Below are 13,335 nucleotides of genomic sequence, written 5' to 3' on the forward strand. Positions count from 1 at the left end.
GCTGGAATTGCGCGCGCAGCGCCTGCAATGGCGTTGGACCGACGATTTTGAAAGTCAAACCGATCCGAAAAAGCGCGCATTGGGGAAATAACATTGCGCTTGGTCGACCCATGAGCGGCTTTGCGACGTCGATCGCCTGCGAAAGTCGCTCGCCAATCCTTTCAACGGGTTGGGCGGACCAGCGGAATCAGCTTCGCAAGTTTGCTGGTGTCATGCCGCAGCGGCCGCTTCCAGCCCGCGCAGGATATCGGCCTTGAGGTCCTCGACATCCTCGAGTCCGATCTGCAGCCGGATCAGCGGGCCGTCATAGGGGCCCTTGGCGACGGTACGGTCGCCGAGGAAGACCGGCACGGCAAGGCTCTCATAGCCGCCCCAGGAATAGCCGAGACCGAAAATTTTCAACGCATCGAGGAAGGCATGCTGCTGTCTCTGGCCGCCGCCTTTGAGCACGATGGAAAAGATGCCGCTCGAGCCGGAAAAATCACGCTTCCACACCGCGTGGTCGGGGTGGCTGGGAAGCGCCGGGTGCAGCACGCGGGCCACGCCGGGCTGGCCTTCAAGCCAGGTGGCAATCGAAAGCGCGCTCTTTTGATGGTGATCCAGCCGAACGCCCATCGTGCGCAGGCCGCGCAGGACTTGGTAGACGTCGTCGGGGCCGGCGCAGCAGCCCATTGTGTAGAACGTCTCGCAAAGCTGCTTCCAGCAGTTGGCATTGGCCGACACTGTGCCCAGCAGCACGTCCGAATGGCCGGCTGGATATTTCGTCGCCGCATGGATCGAGATATCGACGCCGTGGTCGAGCGGACGGAAATAGAGCGGCGTTGCCCAGGTGTTGTCCATCATGACGATGGCGCCCGCTTCATGCGCCGCCTTGGCGATCGCCGGAACGTCCTGCACCTCGAAGGTGTTGGAGGCCGGTGATTCTGTAAACAGGACTTTGGTGTTGGGCTTGATCAAGCTGGCGATGCCGGCGCCGGCATGCGGATCGTAATACTCGACCTCGACACCCAGCCGCTTCAGCATCGTGTCGGCGAAATTGCGGGTCGGATGGTAGACGGAATCGACAATCAGGATGTGATCGCCTGCCGAGAGAAACGCCAGCAACGGGACGGTCACCGCCGCCAGGCCCGACGGCACGATTATGGTGCCGGCGGAGCCTTCCAGCGCGTCGATCGCATGCGCCAACGCATCGGTGGTCGGCGTGCCGCGTGTGCCATAGGTGTATTTCTGGCTGCGCGCCGCCATCGCCGACGCATTGGGATAGAGCACGGTCGAGGCATGCACGATCGGCGGATTGACGAAGCCGAAATAGTCGTGCGGATTGTTGCCCGAATGGGCAAGCCGCGTGTTGATACCCATTTCGTTGCCGTCAGTCGCCATTGCTCTTCGCCTTGTGGTGAAAGCGCTAGCCATAGAGCGGCGGCATTGGCCGTGCAACAGCGGGCCCCCGCCAGGCGGTGCCCTTTGCATAGGCCAATTGCCCCATGAATAGTCTGGAATGCGTGGCGATCCAGAGCCGCGGATTTCATGAGTGGATGTGGATTAGCGTCGACGGACTTTGCCGGTTTTATTTGCGGGGCTTGCTGCTTTCCTGATGCTGTTGTCCGCAATTCAGGCATTTGCGGCAATTGGTTTTCAAAGCTGTCGTGAAACGGTCATTTCCCTTGACCTCACAGAGATAATCGCCTTCGATGCAGTTCGTGAATGGGAGGGGCCGGGCGTCGGTTACGACGCGAGGTTCCGGAATGAGCCGGATGGGAGCCGGGTTCACGCGGGAAAGATCAGGATTTGCCTGAGGATCAGGGTTTACCTGAAAACAGAAAAGGGTCTGTGGGTTATGAAACATATTGCAATTGGCATTCTCGGTGCCGCTGCGCTTGGATGGATGGCTTCGGCCGCGTCGGCGACAACGCTCGATACCGTCAAGGCGAAGGGCTTCATCCAGTGCGGTGTCTCGACGGGCCTGGCCGGCTTCTCGGCGCCTGACGACAAAGGCGATTGGAAAGGCATCGACGCGGATTTCTGCCGCGCTGTCGCTGGCGCAGTCTTCGGCGATGCCTCCAAGGTCAAGTTCACGCCGCTCAGCGCCAAGGAGCGCTTCACCGCGTTGCAGTCGGGCGAGATCGATCTCCTGTCGCGCAACACCACATGGACCATCAATCGCGATACCGCGCTTGGCCTGAACTTCATCGGCGTCACCTATTATGACGGCCAGGGTTTCATGATCAACGCCAAGAAACTGCCTGGCGTCAATTCGGCGCTGCAGCTTTCAGGTGCGGCAGTCTGCGTGCAGAGCGGCACCACCACCGAGCTCAACCTCGCCGATTACTTCAAGGCGAACAAGATGGAGTACAACCCGGTCGTCTTCGAAAAGCTGGAAGAGGTCAACGCTGCCTATGACGCCGGCCGCTGCGACGTCTACACCACCGACCAATCCGGCCTCTATGGCATCCGCCTGACGCTGAGTGCGCCGGCCGACCATGTCGTGCTGCCCGAGATCATCTCCAAAGAGCCGCTCGGCCCCGCCGTACGCCAGGGGGACGACCAGTGGTACCACATCGTCAAGTGGACCTACTTCGCCCTGTTGCAGGCAGAGGAACTGGGCATCACCCAGGCCAATGTCGAAGAGATGAAGACCTCGGATAATCCGGAGATCAAGCGCGTGCTCGGTCAGGAAGCCGAAACCAAGATCGGAACCGACCTTGGCGTGAGCAATGACTGGGTCGTCAACATCGTCAAGGCAGTCGGCAATTACGGTGAGATGTTCGAGCGCAATGTCGGCACCGGCAGCCCGCTGAAGATCGCGCGCGGCATCAATGCGCTGTGGACCAAGGGCGGCCTGCAATACGCACCGCCGATCCGCTGATCGAAATGTGATCCGGAAGGCAGATCATCTGCCTTCCGGTTTCTCTTTCCAGGGGATGAGCAATGGCATCGCAGGAAGTTCTTCGCGAGGAGCCGAGCCGCGGTTCCTTCATCAACGATCCGAAAGTCCGCGGGTTTTTCTTCCAGGCGGTGGTTGTCATCTTGCTGGTGGCGGGCGTCTGGTGGATCGTCCACAACGTCATCGTCAACCTGCAGCGCCTGCATATTACTTCCGGTTTTGGCTTCCTGAACAACCGAGCAGGCTTTGACATTCCAGTCAGGCCCATCGCTTATGATTCTGATTCGACCTATGGCCAGGCCATTGTCGTCGGGCTTATCAACACCATTATCGTCGCCGTTGCCGGCATTATCACCGCGACCATCATTGGCTTCATTGTCGGCGTCGGCCGGTTATCGCGCAACTGGCTGGTTCGCAAGATTTGCACGGTCTATGTCGAGGTGTTCCGCAACATTCCGCCCCTGCTGGTGATCTTCTTCTGGTATTCAGGCGTGCTCGCGGTACTGCCGGCGCCTCGCGACAGTTTCAATTTGCCGTTCGGTTCTTTCCTCAACCAACGCGGTTTCTATTTTCCGCGCGCTATCTGGGGCGACGGCTCCTGGCTGATGTTTGTCGCCTTGCTTGTCGGCATCGCCATGGCTTTTTTTGTCGCGCGCACGGCACGCCAGCGGCAAATGGCAACCGGCCAGCAGTTTCCCGTATTCTGGACTTCGGCGGCGCTGATCGTCGGCCTTCCGCTCCTGGCCTATGCGCTGAGCGGCTTTCCCTTGAGCTTCGACTTTCCAAAACAATCGACCTTCAACCTGACCGGAGGCTTTCAGATCGGGCCGGAGTTCCTGTCTCTCTATTTGGCGCTGTCCTGTTACACGGCCTCCTTCATCGCCGAGATCGTGCGCGCCGGCATTCTCGGCGTCAGCAAGGGTCAGACCGAAGCGGCTGGCGCCTTGGGGCTGCGGCCGGGATCTATCCTGCGGCTTGTCGTCGTTCCCCAAGCCATGCGGATCGTCATCCCGCCGCTGACCAGCCAGTATCTCAACCTGACAAAGAACTCGTCGCTGGCCATTGCCATCGGTTACCCCGACCTGACGGCGATCGCCGGCACAGTGCTGAATCAGACCGGTCAAGCGGTCGAGGGTGTGCTGATCATGATGGTCGTCTATCTCATCATCAGCCTGGTGACGTCGGCGGTGATGAATGTGGTCAACGCCAGGATGGCGCTGGTGGAAAGGTAAGACCATGCAGGAACATGATACCTCCTGGGTGCGGACCGAAATGGCACTCGCTCAACAAGCCCCGGCCGGCGTGCGGGGGCCTTTGGCCTGGGTTCGCAAGAACCTGATCGGTTCGGTGGGCGACGTCATCCTGACTGTAGTGGCTATTGCGCTGGTGGTGATGATCGTGCCGCCCGTCGTCAACTGGGCCTTCATCAACGCCCAGTGGACGGGGCCGGACCGGACTGTATGCGCCACGGTGGCGCAAGGCGGCATCCAGCCGGACGGCTGGTCAGGCGCCTGCTGGGCCTTCGTCAACGCGAAGTTCGGCCAGTTGATGCTTGGCCGCTATCCCCTGGAAGAGCGCTGGCGGCCGATCCTGGTCGCCGTCCTGTTCGTGGCGCTGCTGGTGCCGTTGCTGATGCCACGTGTGCCGCGGAAGGGGTTGAACGCCATTCTTCTATTCCTGGCACTGCCGATCATCGCGTTCGTGCTCCTGGTCGGCGGCATCTTCGGCCTGCCGCATGTGGAGACCCAGCTATGGGGCGGGCTGCTGGTGACGCTGAGCCTGTCCTTTGTCGGCATTGCCGTGTCGCTGCCGATGGGCATCGTGCTGGCGCTCGGCCGGCGCTCCAAGATGCCGATCGTCAAGACACTGTGCGTGGTCTTCATCGAGTTCGTTCGCGGCATCCCGCTGATCACCGTTCTGTTCTTTGCCAGCGTCATGCTGCCGCTGTTTCTGCCCGCCGGGGTTTCGTTCGACAAATATCTCAGGGCGCTGATCGGCGTCTCGCTGTTTGCCGCCGCCTATATGGCCGAAGTGGTGCGCGGCGGCCTGCAGGCGATCCCCAAGGGCCAGTATGAGGGTGCGGATTCGCTTGGCCTGGGCTACTGGCAGAAGATGGTGCTGATCGTGCTGCCGCAGGCACTGAAGCTGGTCATCCCCGGCATCGTCAATACCTTCATCGGTATGTTCAAGGACACAAGCCTCGTCATCATCATCTCGATGTTTGACCTGCTTGGCGTCGTCAAGCAGAACTTCTCGGACGCCAATTGGGCGACCCCACAGACCGCGAGATCCGGTCTCATCTTTGCAGCCTTCGTCTTCTGGCTGTTCTGCTTCGGCATGTCGCGGTATTCGATGTACACGGAACGCCGGCTCGACACCGGCCACAAACGTTGATGCATGTCGCCCAAAAGTGTTTAGCGGTTTTGGGACAACGACATGCATCATAGCTAAAAGACAGAACAAAAAGGGGAACCTGCCATGGTCATAGAAAACGCCGTCAGCGCCGAAGAGATCAAGGTCGATGCCAAGAAGATGCACATCTCGACCACCGATGTCGCAATCGACATCATCGGCATGCACAAATGGTATGGCGAGTTCCATGTGCTGAAGGACATCAACCTCAAAGTGATGCGCGGCGAGCGCATCGTCATCTGCGGTCCTTCGGGCTCGGGCAAATCGACCATGATCCGCTGCATCAACCGGCTGGAAGAGCACCAGAAGGGCAAGATCATCGTCGACGGCAAGGAACTCACCAACGATCTCAAGAAGATCGACGAGGTGCGCCGCGAGGTCGGCATGGTGTTCCAGCACTTCAACCTGTTCCCGCATCTGACCATCCTGGAGAACTGCACATTGGCACCGATCTGGGTGCGCAAGACGCCGAAGAAGCAGGCCGAGGAAATCGCGATGCACTTCCTCAAGCGCGTCAAGATCCCCGAACAGGCCAACAAATATCCGGGCCAGCTGTCGGGCGGCCAGCAGCAGCGCGTGGCGATCGCGCGTTCGCTGTGCATGAATCCGCGCATCATGCTGTTCGATGAGCCGACCTCGGCGCTCGATCCAGAAATGATCAAGGAAGTGCTGGAGACGATGGTGGGCCTGGCCGAGGAAGGCATGACCATGCTGTGCGTCACTCACGAAATGGGCTTTGCCCGCAAAGTCGCCAACCGGGTGATCTTCATGGATCAGGGCCAGATCGTCGAACAGAACACGCCGGCCGAGTTCTTCGACCATCCGCGCCACGAGCGCACGAAGCTGTTTCTGTCGCAGATCCTGCACTGAGCATTTTCATGCGAAGCAAAAGAGCCCTGCCGTAATGCGGCCGGGCTCTTTTGCTATCTGGGGTCGGGGTTGATCTTCTCCATTGAAACACAAAGCCGCCGCCGCATGAGAAAAGCCCTGCGTTTCGTGGCCATGCTGATTATCGTGGTCGCGCTCGCTGCCACGCTCGGCACGCTGGTGCCGCGTCCGCTGTGGCCGGCGTCAGCGGCGGGTGAGGGCACGCGCCATATTCTGGTGCTGGAGAATCCGATCCACACCGACATCGCCATTCCCGTCGATGACGAGGTGCGCCGGCGCTTCCATTTCCTGGTCGCTGCCGGCATCCCTGTCGACGCCCCGGAAGTGCGCTACATCGTCTTTGGCTGGGGCGGCCGGGCCTTCTATCTGGAGACGCCGAGCTGGTCGCAGCTGAAAGCAGTGCCCGTCCTCAAGGCGCTGACACTGGACGCCTCGGTCATGCATGTCGATATCGCCGGGGCCATCGCCGAGCCGCACCCTGCTGTCACCGGTTTCGACATCGATGAGGAACGTTTTGCAGCGCTGCTCGACTATATCGACGCGAGTTTCCAGCAAGGGCCGCATGGTCCGGTCGTCATCGAGAACGCCGCCTATTCCAGCTTCGACCGCTTCTTCGAGGCGAACGGCCATTTCAACGCGCTTGTCGGCTGCAACACCTGGACAGCCGCCGGCCTGCGCACCGCCGGCCTGCGCACCGGCTGGTGGAACCCGCTGCCGGCCTCGCTGGGCTTGTCGATGCGGTTTTATAACTAGCAGTCCTTCATCGCACCGCGACAGTGTTGGATCTTTTGAAGTCAGCGGGACAGCACTCCCCTCTGGCCTGCCGGCCATCTCCCCCGCAAGAGGGAGATCAGCCGTTTTGCCCGCGCTCCTGCTGCAACGCCGGCGATTTTGGCGAAGGCGACGGCGACATCCAATCTCCCCCCTTGCGTGGGAGATGTCCGGCAGGACAGAGGGGAGTGGGAAGGATCGCTACGTCGACGATCTAGACTGCCGAGTGTCCGCTCGCCATCCATAGAGCCAATCGAGGTCGGCGGCGAGCTTGTCGGGCGAGCGCATGGCCAGGAACAGATTGCGGGCGATCGCCACCGGGCCGGCAGCATGCCAGGCGAGGCGGTTTACGGCCCCACGACGCGCGGCCTTGGCGACACGCGGCCGCCGAAGATTTTCCCAGATTCGAAAACTTCTGGGCAGATCGCCAGGGAAATCGGCGATAGCGTCGGCAAGCGTGATGGCATCCTCGATCGCCATTGCCGCGCCCTGCGCGGCAAACGGCGTCATCGCGTGCGCGGCGTCGCCGATCAGCGCGATGCCCTGCGGGCTCGTCCACCGCTTCTGTTCGACGGTGTGGATCGGAAAGGCCGTCCATGGGCCGGCCAGTGCCACAAGCTTCGTCAGGCCCGGCGCGGTGCCGCGCAGGGCAGCCGTGAGGATCGCGGGATCGGCATGGCCTGACCAACCTTCCGCCATGCGCTCGCCCTTGGTGAAGGCGGCGAGATTGAAGGCCCGGCCTTTGCTGACGGGATAGGCGACCATGTGGAAGCCTGGATGCAGGAACGTGGTGACGCAGTCGGCGGCGCCGATCGCGACAAAGGCTTCGCCGGCGGCGCTCTCGGCCGCGATCGTGACTCGCCAGGCGAGTTCGCCCGAAAAACGGCTTTTGACGAAGTCCTCGCCTGCGAGTTGCGCCCTGACTGCCGACCAGACGCCGTCGGCGCCGACCAGCAGTTTGCCGCGTGCCTCGATCTCGCGGCCGTCCACTTCGGCGGTCACGGCGACATATTGCGCGTCTTTGACGATGCCGGTCACGCGGGCGCCGGTGATGAGCTCAATCTCCGGCCGTTCGGCCATTTGCGCCAGCAGCGCTGCCTGCAGATCGGCGCGGTGAGCGACGAGATAAGGCGCCTGCCAGCGCGCTTCGGCGGCTTGCCCGAGCGGTACCCGCGCCAGTTCGCGCAGCGTCCCGGCGTCCTTGAGCACGACCGCTTCCGGCCGCAACGCTGCGGGCAGCAGCCGGTCGAGCACGCCGAGTTTTCCAAGAATGCGTGTTGCGTTGGGCGAAAGCTGGATGCCGGCGCCGGCCGCGTCTAGGTGCTGTGCCTGTTCGATCAGCTTTACCGGATAACCCCGTCCGGCGAAGGCAAGGGCAGCGGTCAGCCCGGCGATGCCGGCCCCGGCGATTATGACCTGCCGGGACCTGATGTCTTCCATCGGGCTTGTCGCGGAAGGATCAGGCGGCCTGGTCGATATAAAGGCAACCGGCCGGCAGCGTTTCCGTCGCCCTCAGCTTCGGCGAATAGCGGTAGAGCGTCGAGCAATAGGGGCAGACCTTTTCATTGTCGTCGCCCATGTCGAGGAACACATGCGGGTGGTCGAAGGGCGGGTTGGCGCCGGTGCACATGAATTCCTTGACGCCGATGTCGATTGCCGGATGGCCCGCATCGTTCTGGAAATGGGGAATGGAACCGCCTGCCATCGTCGTCTCCTTGATCTCGTCGAAAAGCATCTGGAACATAACAGGCCTGTTTGCAAGATCGATGAAATGAAACTGTCGCAAAAGCCTGTCAGAGGATACGGTGAGCCGGTTAAGTGCATGTCCCTGAAATCGGAATGGTTTTTGCCGAAGGGCCATGCGTCAAAAAAGCGTGTTAGAGGCATGGCACGTCCAGCGGCGCTCCAAGGGACGGTTGGCGGGGAAGAGCAGGAACCATGAACGAACTGAAGCCGGTGCAGAGCGAATTCATCAATGTCGAGGTGGCGAGCCCCGAGGGCGGCAACCCCGATCGGTTCGTCAACCGTGAGTTCTCCTGGCTGCAGTTCAACCGGCGTGTGCTCGAGGAATCACAGAACGAGCACCATCCGCTGCTCGAACGCGTCCGTTTCCTGTCGATTTCGGCCGCCAATCTCGATGAATTCTTCATGGTCCGCGTCGCCGGCCTTGCCGGCCAGGTGCGCGAAGGCATTGCGCTCAAGAGCCCCGACGGCCGCACGCCGGAGCAGCAGCTGGAACAATTGCTGCGCGAGGTCGAGCGGCTGCAGGAGGACCAGCAGAACAGCCTTTCAGCGCTGATGCTGCTGCTCAACAAGGAAGGCATAGAGAGCATCACCCGCGATGCACTAACCAAGGATGAGAAAGTCTGGCTGGAAGACCATTTCCAGGACCAGGTCTTCCCGGTCCTGACTCCACTGTCGATCGACCCGGCGCATCCGTTTCCGTTCATTCCCAATCTCGGCTTCTCGATGGCGCTGCAATTGCGCCATCGCAAGAATGGCGAGGAGATGAGCGCGCTTCTGCGCCTGCCGGTGGCGCTGAAGCGCTTCATCCGTCTGCCCGACCGCAAGCAGCACGTTCGCTTCATTCCACTGGAGGAGGCTGTCGGCCTCTATATCGGCAAGCTGTTCCCCGGCTATGAGGTCAAGGGTTCAGGCACCTTCCGCATCATCCGGGACAGCGATATCGAGGTCGAGGAAGAGTCGGAAGATCTCGTGCGCCTGTTCGAGACGGCGCTGAAGCGCCGCCGCCGCGGTTCGGTCATCCGCATCGAATTCGACAAGTCGATGCCCGGCGAATTGCGCGAGTTCGTCGCCGGCGAGCTTGGCGTCTCTTCGAGCCGCATCAGCGTTCTGACCGGCCCGCTGGCGCTCAGCCAGATTTCCGAGATCGTCGCCGTGCCGCGCGACGACCTGAAGTTCACCCCCTACAATCCACGCTTTCCCGAGCGCATCCGCGAGCATGGCGGCGACTGTTTCGCGGCCATTCGCGAGAAGGACATCGTCGTCCACCACCCCTATGAATCCTTTGACGTGGTGGTCCAATTCCTGCGCCAGGCGATGGCCGACCCGGAGGTGGTGGCGATCAAGCAGACGCTCTACCGCACCTCCAACGACAGCCCGATCGTGCGCGCCTTGGTCGACGCGGCCGAGGCCGGCAAGTCGGTAACCGCCCTGGTCGAGCTCAAGGCGCGCTTCGACGAGGAAGCCAACATCCGCTGGGCGCGCGACCTCGAACGCGCCGGCGTCCAGGTCGTGTTCGGCTTCCTCGAACTCAAAACCCATGCGAAAATGTCGCTGGTGGTGCGGCGCGAGGACGGCAAGCTGCGTAACTATGTGCATCTCGGCACCGGCAACTACCATCCGGTGACAGCGCGCATTTACACCGACCTGTCCTTCTTCACCACCGATCCGACGATCGCGCGCGATGTCGCCCAGCTGTTCAACTTCATCACCGGCTATGCCGAGCCGACCGATGAGATGCGGATCGCCATCTCGCCGTTTACGCTGCGCAGCCGTATCCTCAAGCACATTGCCGACGAGGTCGCCTACGCGCTGGCTGGCCGTCCGGCGCGCATCTGGATGAAGATGAACGCGCTCGTCGATCCCAACATCATCGACGCGCTCTATGACGCCAGCCGTGCCGGCGTCGAGATCGATCTCGTCGTGCGCGGCATCTGCTGCCTGCGGCCGCAGGTGCCCGGCCTGTCGGAAAACATCAGGGTCAAGTCGATCGTCGGCCGCTTCCTCGAACACAGCCGCATCTACTGCTTCGGCAACGGCCATGGCCTGCCGTCGGACGAGGCGATCGTCTACATCGCCTCGGCCGACTTGATGCCACGTAATCTCGACCGCCGCGTCGAGACCATGGTGCCGATCACCAATCCAACGGTGCATGAACAGATCCTTGGCCAGATCATGCTGGGCAACATCATGGACAACCAGCAAAGTTTCGACGTATTGGCTGACGGAACCTCCCGGCGCGTCGTGCTGGAGGAGGGTGAGGAACCGTTCAACGCGCAGGAATATTTCATGACCAATCCGAGCCTGTCGGGACGGGGTGACGCGCTGAAGTCGCATGCGCCCAAGCGCATCGCGCAGTTCAAGCGTCGCAAGAAGAACACCGGCTGATGATTTCAACGTCCCAAGGCCGGCTGCAGGATCGCCGGCCGCTGTCCATCATCGACATCGGCTCGAACTCGATCCGCCTTGTCGTCTATGAAGGGTTGGCGCGCTCGCCGACCTTGCTGTTCAACGAAAAGATGCTGGCCGGCCTCGGCCGCGGCATCGTTTCGACCGGCAAGCTCGATCCCGAGGCGGTGACGCGCTCGATGGAGGAGTTTCGCCGTTTCCGCGCGCTCTCCGATCAGGCGGGTGCGGAGCACATGTTTGTGCTGGCAACGGCCGCGGCCCGCGAAGCGATCAACGGCCCCGATTTCATCCACCGCGCCCAAGATGTGCTCAAGACCGAGATCCGCGTGCTCACTGGCCGGCAGGAGGCGCATTATTCGGCGCTTGGCGTCATTTCGGGCTTCCACCCCGCCAATGGCATTGCCGGCGATCTTGGCGGCGGCAGCCTGGAGCTTATCGACATCAATGGCGAGGCGATCGGCGACGGCATCACACTGCCGCTGGGTGGCCTGCGGCTGCAGGACATGGCCAGGAATTCGCTCGCCCAGGCGGCAAAGATCACCCGCGACGAACTGGCGCGCGCCAAATTGTTGAAGGGCGGGCTGGGACGGCCCTTCTACGCCGTTGGCGGCACCTGGCGAAACCTTGCCCGGCTGCACATGGAAATGACCAACTACCCGCTTGGCGTCATGCACCACTATGAGATCGGTGTCGAAAGCGCCGCCAATTTCCTGAAGCAGGTGGCGAAAGGCGAGATCGAGAAGGTCAAGGGCATCGAAGGTGTGTCGAAGAACCGCCGTTCGCTGCTGCCCTATGGCGCGGTCGTGCTGCAGGAGATCATGGCGGCGATGCAGCCGTCGAAGATCATCGTCTCGGCATTGGGCGTGCGCGAAGGGTTTCTCTATTCGCTGCTCGACCCTGCCGAGCAGAAGGCCGATCCGCTGGTCTCCGCTTCGGAGGAACTGGCGCGGCTGCGGTCGCGCTCGGTCACCCATGCGCATGAGCTTGTCGAATGGACGGACAAGACCTTTGCCGCCTTCGGCATCGACGAGACGGAGGATGAGGCGCGCTATCGCCACGCTGCCTGTCTGCTGGCCGATATAGGCTGGCGCGCACACCCGGAATATCGCGGCAAGCAGTCGCTCAACATCATTGCCCACGCGTCCTTCATCGGCGTCGATCACCCCGGCCGTGCCTTCCTGGCGCTGGTCGGCCTGTTCCGCCACGAAGGCGTGTTCAACGATGCGGCGCCGGAAATCCGCGGCCTGGCGACGCCGCGCTATCTCGAGCGCGCCCGCATTCTGGCGGCGGTGCTGCGCGTCGTCTATCTGCTGACTGCGGCTATGCCCGGCGTCATGCCGCGGCTGAAATGGGAAAACCGCGGCAATGGCACGTTGGCGCTGGTGCTGCCGGCCTCACTTTCCGATCTTTACGGCGAACGCCCGGCCGGACGGTTGGCGCAACTGGCGCGGATCACCAACCGCCGTCTGGTGCTGGCGGTCGAGGGTGGGCAGAGCGTGTCGGTGAAGTAGGCGCGGCCTGACAGCAAAACCATGTCGTCGTCGGCCTCGCGTTCGAGCACCGGCTTCCTCAATCCGTCGCTGCTTCGCAGCGCCACCTCCCCCTCCGGAGGAAAGGGAAGGGAGCCTCGTTGGAAAGCGTTGGCGGCAATAGGCTCGCGCCCTTCCTCTACCCCGTCGATCGGGGGAGAGGTGGCTCGACGAAGCCGAGACGGAGTGGGGGTCGACCTGGCACGGGCGTCGATGGTTCAACCGGGACGATATTTGACGATATCAGACCGCGGCGCGGCGCCCGTCGATCGACCAGGCCCCGGCGCCGGCCATGGCTAGCGCCAGGAATCCACCGGCGATGGCAATATCCTTCATCAGCATCTGCTGGTGCAGGAAGGTGAGCATCGGGTCATCGCCGCCCTGGCCGTAGTGGCCGATGGAGCCTGCAACGATGCAGAAAGCGGCAAGAAGTATCGCAACGACCGGCGTCTGAAAGCCGACCAGTATCAAGAGACCGGCAATCAACTCGAACAGCCCGGTGCCCCAGGCGGCAAGCGTCGGCAATGGCATGCCGAGGCCGGCGAAATAGCCGGTCGTCCCGGCAATGTCGGCGAGCGCGTGGTAGCCGGAGGGAACGAGCAGGGCGGCGAGCAGCAGCCGGGAAATCAGAAGCAATGCATCGCGGGGCATGGTCATCTCCGTTGTCTGTCCGCCGGCTGTTCGAGACCGATCCTAGCA

At 62.0% G+C, this 13,335-nt stretch carries 11 protein-coding genes; 7 read left to right on the forward strand and 4 right to left on the reverse strand.

Translation table 11 applies throughout. The features are described 5' to 3' along the window. Positions 1–210 precede the first annotated feature (210 nt). Positions 211–1,380: a cystathionine beta-lyase gene (locus X756_RS147765; protein WP_023730439.1), complete on the reverse strand. Its 1,170-nt coding sequence runs from the start codon at positions 1,378–1,380 to the stop codon at positions 211–213. Positions 1,381–1,837: 457 nt separating this feature from the next. On the opposite strand from X756_RS147765, the gene X756_RS147760 reads away from it, so the two are divergent. The 5 genes from X756_RS147760 (at position 1,838) to X756_RS147740 (ending at position 6,937) form a co-directional block, all read left to right on the forward strand. Further along, positions 1,838–2,866 carry an amino acid ABC transporter substrate-binding protein gene (locus tag X756_RS147760; protein WP_023671480.1) on the forward strand — a complete coding sequence of 343 codons (1,029 nt, stop codon included), beginning with the start codon at positions 1,838–1,840 and terminating at the stop codon, positions 2,864–2,866. A gap of 62 nt (positions 2,867–2,928) precedes the next feature. Continuing rightward, positions 2,929–4,116 carry an amino acid ABC transporter permease gene (locus tag X756_RS147755; protein WP_023671481.1) on the forward strand — a complete coding sequence of 396 codons (1,188 nt, stop codon included), beginning with the start codon at positions 2,929–2,931 and terminating at the stop codon, positions 4,114–4,116. Positions 4,117–4,120: 4 nt separating this feature from the next. After that, the gene (locus tag X756_RS147750) at positions 4,121–5,278 is read left to right on the forward strand and encodes an amino acid ABC transporter permease (protein WP_023700666.1); all 1,158 of its coding nucleotides are present in this window, start codon (positions 4,121–4,123) and stop codon (positions 5,276–5,278) included. 84 nt (positions 5,279–5,362) lie between these two features. After that, the gene (locus X756_RS147745; protein WP_023671483.1) at positions 5,363–6,166 is read left to right on the forward strand and encodes an amino acid ABC transporter ATP-binding protein; all 804 of its coding nucleotides are present in this window, start codon (positions 5,363–5,365) and stop codon (positions 6,164–6,166) included. A 105-nt stretch (positions 6,167–6,271) separates the two neighbouring features. After that, positions 6,272–6,937, forward strand: a complete 666-nt coding sequence (locus X756_RS147740) for a TIGR02117 family protein (protein WP_023727880.1) — start codon at positions 6,272–6,274, stop codon at positions 6,935–6,937. Between the two features lie 219 nt (positions 6,938–7,156). On the opposite strand, the gene X756_RS147735 is transcribed toward X756_RS147740, so the two are convergent. Continuing rightward, entirely contained in the window at positions 7,157–8,395 is a 1,239-nt protein-coding gene (locus X756_RS147735; RefSeq protein ID WP_023730440.1) for an FAD-dependent monooxygenase, read from the reverse strand. 19 nt (positions 8,396–8,414) lie between these two features. Next, positions 8,415–8,660 (reverse strand): zinc-finger domain-containing protein, encoded by a 246-nt coding sequence (locus X756_RS147730; protein WP_023730441.1) that lies wholly within the window; start codon positions 8,658–8,660, stop codon positions 8,415–8,417. A gap of 233 nt (positions 8,661–8,893) precedes the next feature. Between X756_RS147730 and X756_RS147725 the strand changes: the two genes are divergently transcribed. Together X756_RS147725 and ppx are read left to right on the forward strand one after the other, a co-directional pair. Beyond that, positions 8,894–11,086: an RNA degradosome polyphosphate kinase gene (locus X756_RS147725; RefSeq protein ID WP_023700662.1), complete on the forward strand. Its 2,193-nt coding sequence runs from the start codon at positions 8,894–8,896 to the stop codon at positions 11,084–11,086. Further along, positions 11,086–12,618 carry an exopolyphosphatase gene (gene ppx / locus X756_RS147720; protein ID WP_023697723.1) on the forward strand — a complete coding sequence of 511 codons (1,533 nt, stop codon included), beginning with the start codon at positions 11,086–11,088 and terminating at the stop codon, positions 12,616–12,618. Before X756_RS147725 ends, ppx begins: the two co-directional genes overlap by 1 nt. Before the next feature lie 261 nt (positions 12,619–12,879). Here the strand turns inward: ppx and X756_RS147715 are convergent, their stop codons facing one another. Then, entirely contained in the window at positions 12,880–13,287 is a 408-nt protein-coding gene (locus X756_RS147715) for a DoxX family protein (protein WP_023712732.1), read from the reverse strand. Between the last annotated feature and the right edge of the window lie 48 nt (positions 13,288–13,335).

Origin of the sequence: Mesorhizobium sp. LNJC405B00 (genome assembly GCF_000502615.1) — a bacterium.
GTDB lineage: Bacteria > Pseudomonadota > Alphaproteobacteria > Rhizobiales > Rhizobiaceae > Mesorhizobium.

What these genes read in the sequence shown, in the direction of transcription:
- X756_RS147765 (WP_023730439.1), bottom strand. Translation starts at nt 1,380, where the DNA reads ATGGCGACTGACGGCAACGAAATGGGTATCAACACGCGGCTTGCCCAT.
- X756_RS147760 (WP_023671480.1), top strand. Translation starts at nt 1,838, where the DNA reads ATGAAACATATTGCAATTGGCATTCTCGGTGCCGCTGCGCTTGGATGG.
- X756_RS147755 (WP_023671481.1), top strand. Translation starts at nt 2,929, where the DNA reads ATGGCATCGCAGGAAGTTCTTCGCGAGGAGCCGAGCCGCGGTTCCTTC.
- X756_RS147750 (WP_023700666.1), top strand. Translation starts at nt 4,121, where the DNA reads ATGCAGGAACATGATACCTCCTGGGTGCGGACCGAAATGGCACTCGCT.
- X756_RS147745 (WP_023671483.1), top strand. Translation starts at nt 5,363, where the DNA reads ATGGTCATAGAAAACGCCGTCAGCGCCGAAGAGATCAAGGTCGATGCC.
- X756_RS147740 (WP_023727880.1), top strand. Translation starts at nt 6,272, where the DNA reads ATGAGAAAAGCCCTGCGTTTCGTGGCCATGCTGATTATCGTGGTCGCG.
- X756_RS147735 (WP_023730440.1), bottom strand. Translation starts at nt 8,395, where the DNA reads ATGGAAGACATCAGGTCCCGGCAGGTCATAATCGCCGGGGCCGGCATC.
- X756_RS147730 (WP_023730441.1), bottom strand. Translation starts at nt 8,660, where the DNA reads ATGGCAGGCGGTTCCATTCCCCATTTCCAGAACGATGCGGGCCATCCG.
- X756_RS147725 (WP_023700662.1), top strand. Translation starts at nt 8,894, where the DNA reads ATGAACGAACTGAAGCCGGTGCAGAGCGAATTCATCAATGTCGAGGTG.
- ppx (WP_023697723.1), top strand. Translation starts at nt 11,086, where the DNA reads ATGATTTCAACGTCCCAAGGCCGGCTGCAGGATCGCCGGCCGCTGTCC.
- X756_RS147715 (WP_023712732.1), bottom strand. Translation starts at nt 13,287, where the DNA reads ATGCCCCGCGATGCATTGCTTCTGATTTCCCGGCTGCTGCTCGCCGCC.